Raw genomic sequence first — 16,845 nt, forward strand, 5'->3', positions numbered from 1 at the left:
CGAACCCTGCTGCCCTGCCCCTTGCGGTGCGCCCGGCGCTTCACTAGCCTTCGCCGGTCTGTCACCACCCAAGGATGTGCCCGTGAACCACCGCCCGCTCCTGCTGGCCCTGGCTGTCAGTGCTGCCGCACTGACGCTGGCGGCCTGCCAGAAGGAACCGTCCCCCGCCGATGCACCGGCCACGGGCACCACCCAGTCCAAGGAAACCGCGGACCAGTTCATCGCCCGCGTCAACGCCGAGTACAAAGCCATGTACCCGGAAATGACCTCGGCCCAGTGGCTGTCTTCGACCTACATCAATGACGATTCCGAACGCGTCGCGGCCAAGGCCAACGAACGCTGGCTCACCGTGCTCAACGGCTGGATCGCCCAGGCCGGCCAGTACGACGGCCAGCCGATGAGCGAAGACACCAAGCGCCAGATCCACCTGCTCAAGCTGATGACCTCCATGCCCGCCCCGCGCGACCCGGCCAAGCTCTCCGAGCTGACCCGCATCGCCAGCCGCATGGAAGGCGCCTACGGCTCCGGCAAGTACTGCACCGATGAAGCCAACCCCCAGACCTGCCGCCAGCTCGGCGATCTGGAACAGGTCCTCGCCCGCAGCCGCGACTACGACGCGCAGCTGGACGCCTGGCAGGGCTGGCATGGCACCACCAAGCCGATGCGCGCTGATTACGAGCGTTTCGTCAGCCTGGTCAATGAAGGTGCCAAAGAAATGGGCTTCGCCGACGCCGGGCAGATGTGGCGCAGCGGCTACGACATGCCGGCCGACCAGATCGGCCCGGAAACCGACCGGCTGTGGGACCAGGTCAAGCCGATGTACGAGCAGTTGCACTGCTATGCCCGTACCAAGCTCGATGCCACGTACGGCAAAGACAAGGCCGAGGTCAACGGCGGCCTGATCGCCGCGCACCTGACCGGCAACATGTGGCAGCAGGACTGGTCCAACCTGTGGGACCAGCTGGAACCGTATCCCGGTGCCGGCAACCTGGACATCACCGCCGCACTGGAAAAGCAGTACCAGACCAACCTCAGTGGCGCACTGGCCAAGGCCGGCAGCGGCGCGAACGTGGAAGCGCTGTACAAGGCGCAGCGTGAGGCCGAACTGCGTACCGCCAAGCAGATGACCGAGCGCGCGCAGGACTTCTATGTCTCGCTCGGCATGCCGGCACTGCCGAAGTCGTACTGGGACAAGACCCAGTTCATCAAGCCGCTGGACCGTGACGTGGTCTGCCACGCCAGCGCGTGGGACATGAACATGGAAGGCGACGTGCGCACCAAGATGTGCATCAAGCCGAACGAAGAGAACTTCACCACGATCTACCACGAGCTGGGCCACATCTATTACGACCTGGCCTACAACCCGCTGCCGCCGTTGTTCCAGGGCGGTGCCAACGATGGCTTCCACGAGGCGATCGGCGACACCATCGTGCTGGCGATGACCCCGCAGTACCTCAACTCGATCGGCCTGGTCGACACCCCGCAGGAGAGCCGCGAGGCGACCATCAACGCGCAGATGCGCATGGCCCTGAGCGGCGTGTCGTTCCTGCCGTTCGGCCTGATGATCGACCGCTGGCGCTGGGGCGTGTTCGATGGCTCGATCACCCCGGACCATTACAACCAGGCGTGGTGGGACCTGAAGGCCAAGTACCAGGGCGTGGCCCCGGCCAGCGCGCGCGGTGAGGAATTCTTCGATGCGGGCGCCAAGTACCACGTGCCGGGCAACACCCCGTACACCCGCTACTTCCTGGCGCGCATCCTGCAGTTCCAGTTCTACAAGGGCCTGTGCGATGCCTCCGGTTACAAGGGTCCGCTGCATCAGTGCAGCTTCTACGGCAACAAGGAAGCCGGCCAGAAGTTCTGGGCCATGCTGAGCAAGGGCGCCAGCCAGCCGTGGCAGGCCACGCTGAAGGAAATCACCGGCGGCGACAAACTCGATGCCGGCCCGATGATCGAGTACTTCACCCCGGTCAACGAATGGCTCAAGCAGCAGAACCAGGGCCAGATGTGTGGTTGGCAGGTGCCGGCGGCCACCGCTGCGGCCCCGGCCACACCGACGGCGCCCGCGGCACCGTAACCCGTGGGTTGGGCCGGGCCCGGCCCGGCCGCAGCCCGCAACGAAAAAACCGGCCGAAAGGCCGGTTTTTTCATGCGCTTCCACGCAGGGCGTGGCGCTACGACGTGGGTTTCAGGGCGGCCGCCAGCTCGGTCTTGAACTGCTCGAAGTCCATGCCGTCGGCCTTGGCCTCGGCGTGCGCGGCATCCTTCAACGCATCCGAGTACACCAACCGGACCGGCGTGCCCTGCCGCTCGTGCAGTTCGGCGGCCTGCATGATCAAGGCCAGCACGCGTGCCGCGCTGGTGGTCTGCCCCGCGATGCGTCCGTCCATGCCCAGCACCCACTCACCCTCGCGGCGCACCACACCGGCCAGCAGCGTGCGTTGCTGGTCGCGCAGTTCGGCATGCGGCTCGACCGGCGGGGTGGCGGCCTGCTCGCGGTTGGCGGCCTGGGTTTCGCGGCGCCGGCGGATGTCGCGGCGCAGTTTGGAGGTGGTCGACATGGGGAAATCCGGACTGCGGCAAAGCGCCAAGGATACCGCACGGACCCTGGCGAGCCCGTATCGCAGCACGGGCGGCCCTCTCAATCCAGGACCTTGCCGTGCCGCCAATAGCCCATGAAGGTGATGGCCTGGCGGTCGATACCACAGGTTTTGACCAGGTGCCGGCGGACCGCCATCACCGCGCCGGCCTCGCCGGCGACCCAGGCATACAGCCCGCCGCCCGGCGCACTGGCCTGCTCCCACAGGATGTCCTGATCGATGTCGATCTCGGCCAGTTCCTGCTCACCATGGCGCGTACCGGAGGGACCGACCCGGGCCCGTACCGCGTCCTGCAGCCGCTGACCATGCGCGGCGCCCTCGCGGGCCAGCCAGAACAGCTGCGCACCGGGCGGTGCCTGCAGCGGCATTACATCCGCCTCGTGCTCCACCTCCAGGAAGGCCTGCACGTCCGGCGGCTGCGGCCACTGCGCCAAGTCTTCCAGAATGCCGGCCACGGCTGGCAGCGCAGTGTCATCGGCCACCAACAGCACGCGCTTCACCTGCGCCGGCGGCTTCCACTCGTAGCCCTCGCTGCTGGCCTCGACCCGCGCATCGGGCGCCAGCAGTCCGACCCGATCGCCGACACGTGCCTGCATGGCCCAACGCGAGGCGGGGCCGGTCTCGCCGTGCAGCACGAAATCGACATCAACTTCGCCCACTTCAGGGCGCAGCGCACGGATGGTGTAGGTGCGCATCGGCGCACGCTCGGTGTCGGGCAGCGCGCGATAACGCGCGTACCAGTCCTCGCCCTGCGGCACCTCGGGGGCTGGCTGGCCGGGTAGCGGGAAGAACACCTTGATACGCTGATCCGGCCCGTCGGTCTTCATGTTGGCCACATCGGGCGCAGCGAAGACCATGCGGGTAAGCGACGGAGAGAGAACGGTGCGCTGCTTGAGCGCGACATCGAACAGGCGGTAGGTCTGATGGGCAGCCATGCAATCACCCTGAGTTGCGGCGGACGCGGCGTCCGCAGGGGAGCGTATTGGCTGTCGTGGAGCACGAACTGGCTGGCGAAGGCACAGGATACGCCGCAGTCGCGCAATGGCAATGCCGCCACGCCTGCGTTGTGTGCAGGCGTGGCATGCATGCGGCTCACTCGATGGGCGTGAGCAGGTCGCGGCGGCGTTCGCAGCGCCGCTCCCAGTACCAGAAGACGGCACCGATGGCGAAGAAGCCCGCGTAGCCCAAGGCCAGGTGCATCGGGCTGCTGCTGAGCATCGGCGAGACCACGCCGGCCACCACCGTGTTGATCATCAGCTGGATGAACATCTGCATCGAGGAGGCCAGGCCGCGCTGATGCGGGTACATGTCCAGCACGGCCAGCGCCAGGATCGGGAAGATCAAGGCCATGCCGACGCCGCCCAGGAAGATCGGCATCACCGCCCACGGCAGCGCGATCTGCGGTACCGATGCCACGTAGCCGAAGTTCAACAGCGCCGAGACCGCGCACAACGCAAACCCGATCGCGATCTGTCGCTGCGGCACGATCCGCCCGGCCATGCGCCCGGACAGGAACGAGCCCACGGTCATGCCGCCGATGGTGGGAATGAACAACCAGGCAAATCCGCCTTCGCCGAGCTTCAGGTGCTGCATCACGAACACCGGCGCCGAGGCGATATACAGGAAGATGCCGGAGAAATTGAACGCACCGGCTGCAGCAAGACGCAGCAGGCGCGCATTGGAACCCATCCGCGCATAGCTGCGCAGCAGTTCCCGCATCGACAGTGGCGTGCGCGCCTCGACCGGATGGGTTTCGGGCAGCCACTTGCCGGTGGCCAGCAGCAACACCACGCCGAACAGCACCAGGAACCAGAAGATCAACGGCCAGTCGCCGCCGCCGAGCAGGATCCAGCCACCGATGATCGGGGCGATCGCCGGGGCGACGCCGAAGATCATCGAGACCTGGCTCATCAAGCGCTGCGCGTCGGCACCGTGGTACAGATCGCGGATCACGGCGCGGCCGACGATCACACCCACACCGGCCGTCACGCCCTGCAGCGCGCGGAACACCAGCAAGGTGGTCATGTCCCGCGACAGCGCACAGCCGATCGAGGCGCCGATGAACAGCACCAGCCCACCGATGATCACCCGCTTGCGGCCGAACGCATCCGAGAGCGGGCCGTGGGCCAGGCTCATCAGGCCATAGAACAGCAGGTACACGCTGATGGTCTGCTGCACCGCAACCTGGTCCACCTGCATGCGGTCGCCCAGCAGCAGGAAGGCGGGAAAGATGGTGTCGATCGAGAACGGACCGAACATCGCCAGGCCTGCGAGCAGCAGGGCCAAGCGGCGGGTCGAGGGTGAGGCGGGCGTCATGCGGGCTTCCGTCAGCGGCCATGCGCACTGCACGGCGGGCGCCTGGCCCGGAACGGGCGGCGCCAGATGAATACGAGGATCCAGTGATCATAGGCCTTTGCCGCCCCCGGCACCATGCCCGGGCCGGGTTTCCGGGGTCCTGCGCGGCTGCGTATTCATGTGCCGGAAAGGCCCAGTGCCCGAAACGGCTGGGCTATAATCGCCGCGCTACATGGTGGGAGAAGCGGACACCCGCTGCCGAAGGCGCAACGCCCGTAATCGCTCAGGCCCGATACCACCCGTACCAAAACTCTGGAGAGACCGGCGAATGCCGGCGCCGAAGGGGCACGAAGCACGCCGATGCGCGCTTTTAAACTCTCAGGCAAAAGGACAGAGGGGCACCCAGGAAGACCGCAAGGTCCGGTGGATCGCTGTCGTCCGCGACGCGCCCTGGCCCGGCCGCCTTCCGAACGTGCGTGCCCACTCTCCGAGATGCCAGCCATGTCCCAGAACACCCCCTCCCTGCGCGAGCTTGAACACAGCCACGCGTTCGTCGAACGCCATATCGGCCCCAACGACGCCGAAATCGCGCAGATGCTCGACGTGGTCGGCCACGCCTCGCTGGACGCACTGACCGATGCGATCGTCCCGGCCGGCATCAAGTCGCCGGCACCGCTGGATCTGCCCGAGTCCCTCACCGAAGTGCAGGCGCTGGCCAAGATCCGCGCCATCGCCGACAAGAACCAGGTGTTCCGCACCTTCATCGGCCAGGGCTACTACGGCACGCTCACCCCGAACGTCATCCTGCGCAACGTGCTGGAAAACCCGGCGTGGTACACCGCCTACACCCCGTACCAGGCCGAGATTTCACAGGGCCGCATGGAAGCGCTGATCAACTTCCAGACCCTGTGCGCCGACCTCACCGGCATGGAGATCGCCAACGCTTCGCTGCTGGATGAAGCCACCGCCGCCGCCGAAGCGATGACGCTGGCCAAGCGCTCGGCCAAGTCGAAGTCCGATACCTTCTTCGTGCACGACGCCGTGCACCCGCAGACGCTGGAACTGCTGCGCACCCGCGCCGAGCCGATGGGCATCGTGCTGCGCGTGGGCACCCCGGCCGAGGCGATGGAAGCCGAAGCCTACGGCGTGCTGCTGCAGTACCCGGATACCTTCGGCCATATCGGCGATTACAAGGCGCTGGCCGATGCCGTGCACGCGCGCGGTGGCCTGGTCGCCGTGGCCACCGACCTGCTGGCGCTGACCCTGATCGCCGCCCCCGGCGAATGGGGCGCGGACATCGTGGTCGGCAACTCGCAGCGCTTCGGCGTGCCGTTCGGCTTCGGCGGCCCGCATGCCGCTTTCATGGCCTGCCGCGACGCCTACAAGCGCTCGATGCCGGGCCGCCTGATCGGTGTCTCGGTCGATGCGCAGGGCAACGCTGCCTACCGCTTGACGCTGCAGACCCGCGAGCAGCACATCCGCCGCGAGAAGGCGACCTCCAACATCTGCACCGCGCAGGTGCTGCTGGCGGTGATGGCCTCGATGTACGCCGTGTACCACGGCCCGGAAGGCCTGACCCGCATCGCCCGTCGCACCCACCGTCTGGCCGCGATCCTGGCCGCCGCACTGCGCGGCGCCGGCGTCAACGTGGGCGAGCACTTCTTCGACACCCTGCACGTCAAGGATGTGGACGCCAAGGCGATCCACGCCAAGGCTGCGGCGGCGCGCATCAACCTGCGTGCGATCGACAGCGATGCGGTCGGCATCAGCCTGGACGAAACCGCGACCCGCGCCGACATCGTCGCGCTCGGCCAGCTGTTCGGTGCCACGGTCGACGTGGATGCACTGGATGCGGCCACCGCCGATGCGTTGCCGGCCGATCTGGTGCGCACCAGCGAATTCCTGACCCACCCGGTGTTCAACACCCACCACAGCGAACACGAACTGCTGCGTTACCTGCGCTCGCTGGCGGACAAGGACCTGGCGATGGATCGCACCATGATCCCGCTGGGCAGTTGCACCATGAAGCTCAACGCCACCGCCGAGATGATCCCGGTGACCTGGCCGGAGTTCGCCAACATCCATCCGCTGGCCCCGGCCGACCAGGCTACCGGCTACAAGGAACTGATCGACGGCCTGGAAGCGATGCTGGTCGAGTGCACCGGTTACGACGCGGTGAGCCTGCAGCCGAACTCCGGCGCGCAGGGCGAGTACGCCGGCCTGCTGGCGATCCGCGCCTACCACCGCTCGCGCGGCGAGGGCCATCGCGACGTCTGCCTGATCCCGGATTCGGCGCACGGCACCAACCCGGCCTCGGCGCAGATGTGCGGCATGAAGGTCGTGGTGACCAAGACCGATGCCAACGGCAACGTCGACCTGGAGGACATCCGGGTCAACGCGGAGAAGTACAGCGACCGCCTGGCCGCGCTGATGATCACCTACCCGTCCACGCATGGCGTGTTCGAGGAAGAGGTGGTGGAGATCTGCGAGATCGTGCACAAGCACGGCGGCCAGGTGTACACCGACGGCGCCAACATGAACGCCCTGGTCGGCGTGGCCAAGCCCGGCAAGTGGGGCTCGGACGTCTCGCACCTGAACCTGCACAAGACCTTCTGCATCCCGCACGGCGGCGGTGGCCCGGGTGTCGGCCCGTGTGCGGTCAAGTCGCACCTCGCCCCGTTCCTGCCGAAGGTGCTGGGCGGCGAAGGCGATGTCGGCATGGTCAGCGCGGCCAGCTTCGGCAGCGCCTCGATCCTGCCGATCAGCTGGATGTACATCACGCTGATGGGCACCGCCGGCCTGCGCAAGGCAACCCAGGTGGCCCTGCTCAACGCCAACTACATCGCCAAGCGCCTGGCCCCGCACTTCAAGACCCTGTACACCGGCCGCAACGGCCTGGTGGCGCACGAGTGCATCCTGGACGTGCGACCGCTGGAGAAGACCTCCGGCATCGGCGCCGAGGACGTGGCCAAGCGCCTGATCGATTTCGGCTTCCACGCCCCGACCCTGAGCTTCCCGGTCGCCGGCACGCTGATGGTGGAACCGACCGAGAGCGAATCGCTGCACGAGCTGGATCGCTTCATCAACGCGATGATCCAGATCCGTGAGGAAATCGCCGCGATCGAAGACGGCCGTCTGGACCGCGAGGACAACCCGCTCAAGCACGCACCGCACACCGCCACGGCGGTCTCGGCCAGCGAGTGGGCCCACGCCTACCCGCGCGAGCTGGCGGCCTTCCCGCTGGCCAGCCTGCGCCAGCAGAAGTACTGGCCGCCGGTGGCACGCGTGGACAACGTCTACGGCGACAAGAACGTGATGTGCGCCTGCATCCCGGTCGATGCGTACAAGGAAGACGAGGGCGTGGAGGTCTGAGCCTCCCTGCCCTGACGCAACAGCAGACGGCCCGCGCAAGCGGGCCGTTTTTGTTATGGGCTGCTGCCGACTCCCCGTCTCCCGGCTCCTGCGCGCCGTGGAGGAGAGCCGCCTTTGGATTCTGCCGGCTGGCGGGGCTGTGTGGGTTCGCGGGACACGCCGTGAATCCGTCCATGGAGGCTCATGTCGCGCCATCCATGGCGCTCATGGTCCCGCCAACCCCCACACCCCCGCCCTCGACAGCCTGTCGGCCGCCCATGAAAAAACAAACGCAGATGCCCTGCGGCGGAGATGAGCGTCAGTAGGTCATGCCGTCGTCGCGTCACGTTGCAGTCAATCACCCAGGCATCAGCATCAGCATCAGCATCTGCATCGGCGTTGAACATCGAGCACTGTGCATCGAGCATCGAGCATCGAGCACTGAGTACTTGGCACTGAGCACTGAGAATTGAGATGAACGCCGAGTATCCAGATTCGAGAAGCGAGCAGCGCAGCACCAGCTCGGCTGCTTTCTGCTTTGGACTTTCTGCTTTGGACTTTCCATCGCCCACCAGCCCCCTGTCAAAGGGTGGGCACGGGTGGGTTGGCGGGACCGTGTGTTGCCATGGATGGCAACACACGAGCCTACAGGGACGTACTTGCGGCGGGTCCCGACAACCCACCCGTGCCCGCCCCAACCAGCGGACCCCAAAACCTGCGGCTGTTAGCTGTTAGCTGTTAGCTGTTAGCTGTTAGCTGTAGCACGCACCCGACGCGCGATCTCACTGCTCGCCGCAATCACCACCGTCAGCGCCGCCATCGACAGGAACTGCACCCGCGTGTGCGCTTCGGACAGCAACAGACCGAAGATCAGCGCCAGCACCCCCAACCCGATCACCGTCAGATACGGATATCCCGCCATCCGGAACGGCAACCGCGTCCCATCCCGGTTCGCACGATGGCGCAGAATCAACTGCGACAGCAACGAAATCGTCCACACCAACAGACACGTCGAGCCCACGATGTTGAGCAGCACCGGCAACACCTTGTCCGGGAACACCAGCTCCATCACCGTCGCCGCAAAACCGAACAGCACACTGGCCAGCACCGCGATGATCGGCACCTGGCGCGGATCGGTCCAGCCCAGCACCGCCGGCGCCTCGCGGCGCTGCGCCAGCGAATACATCATCCGCGACGCACCGTAGAGATTGGCGTTCAACGCCGACAGCAGCGCGATCACCGCGATCAGCGTGATCGCCGTCGCCGCGCCCGGAATCTTGGCCGCTTCCAGCACCGCCGCGAACGGCGACCTGAGTGCCTCGCTGGTCCACGGGACCACCGCGATGATCACGCTCAGCGAGCCGATGTAGAACACCAGGATGCGCCAGGCCACGGTGCGGATCGCACGGGCGATGCTGCGCTCAGGATCTTCGGTTTCGGCCGCGGCCACCGCCACGATCTCGGTGCCGCCAAAGGCGAATATCACCACCAGCAGCGCCGCGCCGATCCCGGCCAGGCCCTTGGGCATGAAGCCACCGTGCTCGGTGAAGTTGCGCAGGCCCGGCGAGGCCACGTCCGGCAGCCAGCCCATCAGCAGCGCCACGCCGATCAGGATGAAGCCGACGATCGCGGCGACTTTGAGGATCGCGAACCAGAATTCGAACTCGCCGAAGTTCTTCACCCCGAGCAGATTGATGGCGGTGAAGAACAGCATGAAGGCCAGCGCCGCCATCGGCACCGGAATCGCCGGCCACACCGTGGCGAGCAGGCCGGCCGCACCGACCGCTTCAGCGGCGATCACGATCACCAGCTGCACCCACCACAGCCAGCCCACCGTGGCGCCGGCGGTGGCGCCCATGGCGTCGGCGGCGTAGACCGAGAACGCGCCGCTGGTCGGCTTGGCCGCGGCCATTTCGCCGAGCGCGTTCATCACGATGATCACCAGCGCGCCGGCGACCAGATACGACAGCAGGACCGCCGGGCCGGCGGCCTGGACGCCCACCCCGGAACCGAGGAACAGGCCGGCGCCGATCGCGCTGCCCAGGCCCATCATGATCAACTGGCGGGGCTTGAGCGCGTGTCCCAGGCGGGTATCGGCGGGCGGAGTGGCAGGAGCCGGAGTCTGGGATGCGGGCATCGGAATCGATTGGCGGGCAACAAGTGCGACACCATACCCTGTCGGCCGCGCGACGGCATAGGCCGGAAGCCCCACCCCGCCTCAGGCAGCGGCACGCTCGCCGATCTGGGCACGGTAGGCCCGCGGCGACAGCCCGACCTCGGCCTTGAACTTGCGGGTGAAGGCGCTCTGGTCGGTGAAGCCGCAGGCCTGGCCGATGCTGGCGATGCTGTCCGGGCCATGCAGCAGGTGCACCGCCATCTGGATGCGCAAGCGGGTCAACACCTGTTGCGGGGTCATCTGGAACACCTTGCGGAAGGTGCGCTCCAGCTTGGACAGCGAGAACCCGGTGATGTCCAGCAGGGTCTGCATGCGCACGTTGTCGGCGTAATGCGCATTCAGATGGGCAAGGGCCAGGCGCAGCTGCTCGTACTGGGTGCCCAGGCTGTCCTTCTGGCCCAGGTCGCGCGAGATCCCGATCAGCCCGCGGATCTGCCCCTCCACCAGCAGCGGCCGCTTGCAGGTCAGGCACCAGCCCGGCTCGCGGTTGGCGAACAGATGCAGTTCCATCAGGTTTTCGATGACCTTGCCAGCCAGCACCTGCTCATCCTGGGTGGCGTAGTCCGCGCCCAGCCCGGTCGGATAGATCTCCGCCGCGGTGCGTCCGATCACGTCCTTGCGCGACTTCAGGCCCAGCCGGCGCAGCATGGTCTGGTTGATATGCGTGTAGCGCCCGTCGCAGTCCTTCATGAAGAACAGGACGTCGGGGATCGCATCAAACAGGGCTTCGATGTCGGCGGGTTCAACGCGCATGCGGTTGGGGAGAACAGGGGAAGACGCGCCCAAGGATACCTGCCCGCACGCGCGCCACCCAGCGCCGGGGCACCGCATGTGAAGCGCGGGTGCAAGCAGCGCCCGGTTTTCGCACCCTCGATTAACGCCCCGGCCGCCAGTGTGAAGCGATCCCCCTTCCCGCCAGCTCCCGGAGTCGCCTCATGGCCGCCAGCAAGAAAAGCACGAAGAACGCCCCTGCACCCGCCACCGATGTCCGCGGCGAGGGGGATGAACTGCACCAGCGTGCGGGCAACGGCCACCCGGTGCTGACCACCAACCAGGGCATCCCGATCGGTGACAACCAGAACTCGCTGCGGGCCACCCCGCGCGGGCCGACCCTGCTGGAAGACTTCATCCTGCGCGAGAAGATCACCCACTTCGACCATGAGCGCATCCCGGAGCGCATCGTGCATGCGCGCGGCAGCGCAGCGCACGGTTACTTCGAGCTGACCCGCTCGCTGGGTGAGTACACCCGCGCCCGGATCCTGAGCGAAGTGGGCGTGCGCACCCCGCTGTTCACCCGCTTCTCCACCGTGGCCGGCGGCGCCGGTTCGGTCGATACCCCGCGCGATGTGCGCGGCTTCGCGGTGAAGTTCTACACCAAGGAAGGCAACTGGGACCTGGTCGGCAACAACATCCCGGTGTTCTTCATCCAGGACGCGATCAAGTTCCCTGACCTGATCCATGCAGTGAAGATGGAGCCGGACCGTGCCTTCCCGCAGGCGGCCAGCGCACACGATACTTTCTGGGACTTCGTGTCGCTGATGCCCGAATCGATGCACATGATCATGTGGGCGATGAGCGACCGCACGATCCCGCGCTCGCTGCGCACCATCGAAGGCTTCGGCATCCACAGCTTCCGGCTGATCAACGATGCCGGCGAGTCGACCTTCGTCAAATTCCACTGGCGGCCGAAGCTGGGTATCCAGTCCACCGTGTGGGATGAGGCGGTCAAGCTGCAGAGCGCGGACAACGACTTCCACCGCCGCGACCTGTTCGAGGCGATCACCGCCGGCGATTTCCCCGAGTGGGAGCTGGCGGTGCAGCTGTTCACCGAGGAACAGGCCGAGGCCTTCCCGTTCGACCACCTGGATTCGACCAAGATCATTCCCGAGTCGCTGGTGCCGCTGACCGTGATCGGACGCATGGTGCTGGACCGCTGGCCGGACAACTTCTTCGCCGAGACCGAGCAGGTCGCCTATTGCCCGGCCAACGTCCCGCCGGGCATCGACTTCAGCAACGATCCGCTGCTGCAGGGCCGCCTGTTCTCCTATCTGGATACCCAGCTCAGCCGCCTGGGTGGGCCCAACTTCCACCAGATCCCGGTCAACGCGCCCAAGTGCCCGTTCGCCAACCACCAGCGCGACGGCCACATGCAGATGAACATCCCGAAGGGCCGGGTCGCTTACGATCCCAGCTCGCTGCAGGGCGACAGCCCGCGTGAGACCGCCGATGGCTTCCCCAGCCATGCCACCGCGCCGGATGACGGCCGCAAGGGCCGCGTGCGCGCGGAGAGCTTTGCCGATCACTACAGCCAGGCCCGGATGTTCTTCCGCAGCCTGGAAGCCCCGGAGCAGGCGCACCTCGCCTCCGCACTGGTGTTCGAGCTGTCCAAGGTGGAAACGGTCAAGGTGCGCGAGCGTACGGTGAGCCACCTGCGCAACATCGATGAATCCCTGGCCAAGCGGGTCGCCGATGGCCTGGCGATGCCCGCGCTGCCCGAGCCGGCCGCCACGCAGACCCCGGCGCAGGATTTCCCGAAGGCGCCCGAGGTACGGATCATCGGCCGCACCAAGGACCTGCTCACCGGCCGCTGCATCGGCATCCTGTTCGACGAAGGCTCCGATGCGGCGCTGATCGCCAACCTGCGCAAGGCCGCCGACAAGGCCGGGGCCAGCGTGAAGCTGGTCGCACCGAAGATCGGTGGCGCCAGGCTCAGCGATGGCAAGACGCTCGCCGCGGACGGCCAGTTGGCCGGCACGCCGTCGGTGGTCTTCGATGCGGTCGCCGTGGTGCTCAGCAGTGATGCCGCCAAGAAACTGAGCAAGGAATCGGCCGCGATCGATTTCGTCAGTGATGCCTGGGCCCACCTCAAGGCGATCGCCGCCGACGACGGCGCACAGGCGCTGTTGAAGGTCGCCCGGGTCGGCAACGATGCCGGGGTGGTCGAGGCCGAGGACGCAAAGGCCTTCCTTGCTGCCGCCGCTACGCGGCAGTGGGCCCGCGAACCGAAGGTGCGCGCGCTCGCCTGAGCGGCGCCACCTTCGTCACCAGACAGGAGCACGACCATGCCACGCGGTGATAAATCCAGCTATACCGACAAGCAGAAGCGCACAGCCGAGCACATCGAGGAAAGCGAGAAAGCGCGGGGCCGCAGTGAGGCCACCGCCGAACGCATCGCCTGGGCCACGGTCAACAAGCAGGATGGTGGCGGGAAGAAGCGCGGCAGTGCGAACAACACGGCCGCCAAGACCGCGAAGACCTCGCCGACGAAGAAGGCAGCGGTAAAGAAAACCGCTGCCAAGAAGGCCACTCCGAAAGCAGCCGCCGGGAAGGCCACCAAGAGGACCGTAACGAAGACGGCGAAGAAGGCCGCTGAAAAAGCGACAGCGAAAACCGCGGTCAAAAAGACGACAAAAAGAGCGGCGAAGAAGACCGTCGCGAAGCAGGCCACCCGGAAATCCGCATCAACGACCGGCGCCCGAAAGCGAGCGGCCGGCAAGGCCTGACCTGCGCACAGGGCCCGCCGTGCATCTACCGCGTGCTGCCTGGAGCAGCACGCGGCAGAGCGCAGGCGCAGCGCTTACCGCGGCACTGGCACGGTGGACGGCTTCGATGGCGTGACCGTTCCAGGTGCTACCGGTTTCACCGGCAGCGGCATCGACTGCAGCCGGCGGATCGAGCCGATCGGCACGGCTTCCGCCCGCCGCTGCGCCGGCCACCACAGGAACACGAACGCACTGCTGGATCCCAGCAGCTTCGCGTTGCCCGGAAGCGCAGACGCGTCACCCTCAAGCACGACCTGTACGGGCGTACCGCCCTTGCCATCGAGGATCTTCTCGGCCGTGCTCAGGGCATACAGCGCCGCGCCGAATGCCATGAAGCAGACCACCGCAATGCACATGCCGGTCAGCGGGCGCAGCCCGGAGAATTCCCAGTTCATCCACGGCGACTCCGAGAACAGCATCCGCCATCCCCAGTGCCTCGCGCGCAGGCGTGCCACCTTGGCAGGATTGCGCCGCCGCAGCGTCTCCGGCCAGCCCAGCACCACGGCAAGCAGGGCCCCCAGCAACAGGATCAACAGGTAGGCCGGATCGCGCAGCCCGGCGACCAGGAAGTCACTGACCTGCAGGTAGTCCAGGATCGACAGCCGGAATTTGAAATAGAAAAAGTAGCTCGACCACAGCCCCAGCACGGAGAGGAACACATATCCCGCGCTCACCATCAGCGCCGGCTCCTGCCGCAGCAGGCGCCAGATCACGGCCACCATCGAATCTTCGTTGCCATGCGTGATCGGCAGCAACGACCAATCGGTCGGCGTCTGCTCCGCCGGGACATCCCCGTGAATGCTGCCCTCGTCCCTGTTGCCCATGCGCCCCTCCCCCGTTCGGCAGAGCATCGCGCACTTTGGCGATGGACGGAAGCGGGCCCGCCCCGGATGGCACCCGGTCGCCGCGGCCGCCATGCCGGATCGCCTCACTGCACGCTGAAACTGGCCACCGTGGCGTGCTCGCTCCCTTCGATGCGCAGGTCGATGGCGAAGCGGGCGCACAATCGCTGCACGATCGCCAGGCCGAGCCCGAACCCGGCACTGCCCTCGCCCTTGGTGAACGGCCGCATGATCGCCTCGGCATCGCCCGCCAGGGCGGTGTTGCGGATCCGAAGCCGCCCGCTCGCCACCTCGATGTGCACCTCACCCGAACGGGTATGCGCGAATGCATTGCCGACCAGATTGGCCAGCAGCATGTGCAGCACCGGCCCGGGCACCGGCAGGCGCACGTCGGCCGGCACGTCGACCCGCACTTCCACCGGCTTGCCCTCCAGCAGCGCGGCCTGCTCGATCACCACCTGTTCCAGTACCGGCAGCACCGCCAGTGGTGTCGCGTCCTGTTCCACGTTCTCTTCGCGGGCCAGCGTGAGCAGGGTGATGACGGTCTGTTCGAGCTGCCGCGCCGAGTGCTGCACATGCTCAAGCTGCTGCCGCCCACGCTCGGACAGGCCCGGTTCGCTGGCCAGCTGTTCGGTAGCGCTGCGGATCACTGCCAATGGCGTGCGCAGCTCATGGCTGGCATCACGGGTGAAGGCATGCTCGCGCGCAATGAAGGCACGCACGCGCCCGCTCAGATTGTCCAGGCCGCGGGCGAGCACGCCGACCTCGTCATCGGGGAAGCCCCCGGCGAACCCCACCGGCAGCCTGTCCGGCACCATCTCATCGACCAGCGCTGCCAGCTTCGACAAGGGCCGCGTGGTACGTCGAGCCAGCCATGCGCCGGCCAGAATGGCGACCACCACCACGGCCAGTCCGGACCAGGCCAGCAGCGCCAGGATCTGGCTGCGCATCGGCCGCACCACCAGCTGCTGGCTGACCTCGGCGACCAGCCACCCTGGCGTGGCGGCTCCTTCCGGCTGCACCGGCCGCAGGTGATAGTGCCGCCCCTGCGTACCGGCGATCTCGCGGCGCCAGGGCTCGGCATCGAAGGTGGCCTTGAGATCGGACGGGAACGTGGCAGGGCTGTCGTGGATCGTCGTGAACGCATTGCGCGGCGGCGACCACGTCCCACGGGTGGCCCGCTGATCCAGCTGCTGCTGCGCTTCCTGCTCAAGCATCGCATCGAAGAAGCGATCCTCCACGCTGTACACGAATACCGCCACGTACAGGCCGAACAGGCCGGCCACCACCAATGCGAACACCGCGAAAGCCAGCATCAACCGGTTGCGCAGGCAATGCACCCGTGCCGTCATGCGTCGGCCTCCAGCTTGAAGCCGACATCGTGCACGGTCTTGAGCATCGGCCGCTCGAACGGTTTGTCCAACGCCTGGCGCAGCAGGTACAGATGCGAGCGCAGCGGATCCGACGGCGGCGCCTCATCGCCCCAGAGACGGCGGATCAACTCGCTGCGGGTCACCGTGCGCGGCCAGGCTTCGGCGAGCAGCACCAGCAGCCGATAAGCGGTCTGCGGCAACTCGATCGCCTGCTCACCGCGGCACACGGCGCCGCTACGGCGGTCGATGCCGAGCGATCCGATACGCAGCATGTGCCCGCCGCGTCGGCCGTGTCGGTGCGCCAGGGCCAGGCATCGCGCCAGCAGTTCCTCACCTGCGAACGGTTTGACCAGGTAGTCATCGGCACCGGCCTGGAAGCCGACCAGCTTGTCGGCCAGCGTGTCGCGCGCGGTCAGCATCAGGATCGGGATGTGGCGGTCGGCCTGTTCACGCAGATGGCTGCACACGCGCAGGCCATCCATGCCCGGGAGGGTGAGGTCCAGCACCAGCACCTCCGGCGGCTCTTCCAGCGCCATCTGCAGGCCGCTGCGGCCATCGGCGGCGAAGGCCACGCGATGGCCGCGGGCCTCCAGCAGCGTGGCCATGCCGGCGCGCAGCGCCGGGTTGTCCTCGATCACCAGGATGTGCAGGCCGTCGTCCATGGTG

Annotated in this window: 12 protein-coding genes and 1 riboswitch; of the genes, 4 read left to right on the forward strand and 8 right to left on the reverse strand. The window is 67.0% G+C overall.

Going from position 1 to position 16,845, the window contains the following annotated elements; translation table 11 throughout:
- Window positions 1–82: 82 nt before the first annotated feature.
- Window positions 83–2,077 (forward strand): M2 family metallopeptidase, encoded by a 1,995-nt coding sequence (locus tag AC06E9_RS02235; protein ID WP_478055405.1) that lies wholly within the window; start codon window positions 83–85, stop codon window positions 2,075–2,077.
- 97 nt (window positions 2,078–2,174) lie between these two features.
- On the opposite strand, the gene AC06E9_RS02240 is transcribed toward AC06E9_RS02235, so the two are convergent.
- The 3 genes from AC06E9_RS02240 to AC06E9_RS02250 all read right to left on the reverse strand — a co-directional run bounded on the left by AC06E9_RS02240 (window position 2,175) and on the right by AC06E9_RS02250 (window position 4,916).
- Window positions 2,175–2,561 (reverse strand): hypothetical protein, encoded by a 387-nt coding sequence (locus AC06E9_RS02240; protein WP_121038811.1) that lies wholly within the window; start codon window positions 2,559–2,561, stop codon window positions 2,175–2,177.
- 80 nt (window positions 2,562–2,641) lie between these two features.
- Window positions 2,642–3,535 (reverse strand): siderophore-interacting protein, encoded by an 894-nt coding sequence (locus AC06E9_RS02245; protein ID WP_121038815.1) that lies wholly within the window; start codon window positions 3,533–3,535, stop codon window positions 2,642–2,644.
- Between the two features lie 157 nt (window positions 3,536–3,692).
- Window positions 3,693–4,916: a multidrug effflux MFS transporter gene (locus tag AC06E9_RS02250; RefSeq protein WP_121038818.1), complete on the reverse strand. Its 1,224-nt coding sequence runs from the start codon at window positions 4,914–4,916 to the stop codon at window positions 3,693–3,695.
- A gap of 281 nt (window positions 4,917–5,197) precedes the next feature.
- Window positions 5,198–5,299: riboswitch (glycine riboswitch) on the forward strand.
- Between the two features lie 88 nt (window positions 5,300–5,387).
- On the opposite strand from AC06E9_RS02250, the gene gcvP reads away from it, so the two are divergent.
- Entirely contained in the window at window positions 5,388–8,267 is a 2,880-nt protein-coding gene (gcvP, locus tag AC06E9_RS02255; protein ID WP_478055406.1) for an aminomethyl-transferring glycine dehydrogenase, read from the forward strand.
- A gap of 724 nt (window positions 8,268–8,991) precedes the next feature.
- Here gcvP and AC06E9_RS02260 read toward each other — a convergent pair.
- Together AC06E9_RS02260 and AC06E9_RS02265 are read right to left on the reverse strand one after the other, a co-directional pair.
- A complete protein-coding gene (locus AC06E9_RS02260) occupies window positions 8,992–10,383 on the reverse strand; it encodes an amino acid permease (RefSeq protein ID WP_121038824.1) in 1,392 nt (463 codons plus the stop codon).
- Between the two features lie 81 nt (window positions 10,384–10,464).
- On the reverse strand, window positions 10,465–11,175 hold the full coding sequence (locus AC06E9_RS02265; RefSeq protein ID WP_478055407.1) for an AraC family transcriptional regulator: 711 nt from the start codon (window positions 11,173–11,175) through the stop codon (window positions 10,465–10,467).
- A gap of 182 nt (window positions 11,176–11,357) precedes the next feature.
- On the opposite strand from AC06E9_RS02265, the gene AC06E9_RS02270 reads away from it, so the two are divergent.
- Together AC06E9_RS02270 and AC06E9_RS02275 are read left to right on the forward strand one after the other, a co-directional pair.
- On the forward strand, window positions 11,358–13,448 hold the full coding sequence (locus AC06E9_RS02270) for a catalase (RefSeq protein ID WP_478055408.1): 2,091 nt from the start codon (window positions 11,358–11,360) through the stop codon (window positions 13,446–13,448).
- Window positions 13,449–13,484: 36 nt separating this feature from the next.
- A complete protein-coding gene (locus AC06E9_RS02275; RefSeq protein ID WP_282263195.1) occupies window positions 13,485–13,925 on the forward strand; it encodes a HupB in 441 nt (146 codons plus the stop codon).
- A gap of 74 nt (window positions 13,926–13,999) precedes the next feature.
- Here the strand turns inward: AC06E9_RS02275 and AC06E9_RS02280 are convergent, their stop codons facing one another.
- The 3 genes from AC06E9_RS02280 to AC06E9_RS02290 are packed head-to-tail and all read right to left on the reverse strand — an operon-like array spanning window position 14,000 to window position 16,841.
- Window positions 14,000–14,881 (reverse strand): hypothetical protein, encoded by an 882-nt coding sequence (locus AC06E9_RS02280; protein ID WP_282263192.1) that lies wholly within the window; start codon window positions 14,879–14,881, stop codon window positions 14,000–14,002.
- An 11-nt stretch (window positions 14,882–14,892) separates the two neighbouring features.
- On the reverse strand, window positions 14,893–16,158 hold the full coding sequence (locus AC06E9_RS02285; RefSeq protein ID WP_282263190.1) for a sensor histidine kinase: 1,266 nt from the start codon (window positions 16,156–16,158) through the stop codon (window positions 14,893–14,895).
- A complete protein-coding gene (locus tag AC06E9_RS02290; RefSeq protein ID WP_121038839.1) occupies window positions 16,155–16,841 on the reverse strand; it encodes a response regulator transcription factor in 687 nt (228 codons plus the stop codon). Before AC06E9_RS02290 ends, AC06E9_RS02285 begins: the two co-directional genes overlap by 4 nt.
- Window positions 16,842–16,845: the final 4 nt, after the last annotated feature.

Source organism: Stenotrophomonas sp. Steno-Z10-BAI (assembly GCF_056393115.1).

What these genes read in the sequence shown, in the direction of transcription:
- AC06E9_RS02275 (WP_282263195.1), top strand. Translation starts at nt 13,485, where the DNA reads ATGCCACGCGGTGATAAATCCAGCTATACCGACAAGCAGAAGCGCACA.
- AC06E9_RS02290 (WP_121038839.1), bottom strand. Translation starts at nt 16,841, where the DNA reads ATGGACGACGGCCTGCACATCCTGGTGATCGAGGACAACCCGGCGCTG.
- AC06E9_RS02260 (WP_121038824.1), bottom strand. Translation starts at nt 10,383, where the DNA reads ATGCCCGCATCCCAGACTCCGGCTCCTGCCACTCCGCCCGCCGATACC.
- AC06E9_RS02240 (WP_121038811.1), bottom strand. Translation starts at nt 2,561, where the DNA reads ATGTCGACCACCTCCAAACTGCGCCGCGACATCCGCCGGCGCCGCGAA.
- AC06E9_RS02285 (WP_282263190.1), bottom strand. Translation starts at nt 16,158, where the DNA reads ATGACGGCACGGGTGCATTGCCTGCGCAACCGGTTGATGCTGGCTTTC.
- gcvP (WP_478055406.1), top strand. Translation starts at nt 5,388, where the DNA reads ATGCCAGCCATGTCCCAGAACACCCCCTCCCTGCGCGAGCTTGAACAC.
- AC06E9_RS02280 (WP_282263192.1), bottom strand. Translation starts at nt 14,881, where the DNA reads ATGGCGGCCGCGGCGACCGGGTGCCATCCGGGGCGGGCCCGCTTCCGT.
- AC06E9_RS02250 (WP_121038818.1), bottom strand. Translation starts at nt 4,916, where the DNA reads ATGACGCCCGCCTCACCCTCGACCCGCCGCTTGGCCCTGCTGCTCGCA.
- AC06E9_RS02265 (WP_478055407.1), bottom strand. Translation starts at nt 11,175, where the DNA reads ATGCGCGTTGAACCCGCCGACATCGAAGCCCTGTTTGATGCGATCCCC.
- AC06E9_RS02270 (WP_478055408.1), top strand. Translation starts at nt 11,358, where the DNA reads ATGGCCGCCAGCAAGAAAAGCACGAAGAACGCCCCTGCACCCGCCACC.
- AC06E9_RS02245 (WP_121038815.1), bottom strand. Translation starts at nt 3,535, where the DNA reads ATGGCTGCCCATCAGACCTACCGCCTGTTCGATGTCGCGCTCAAGCAG.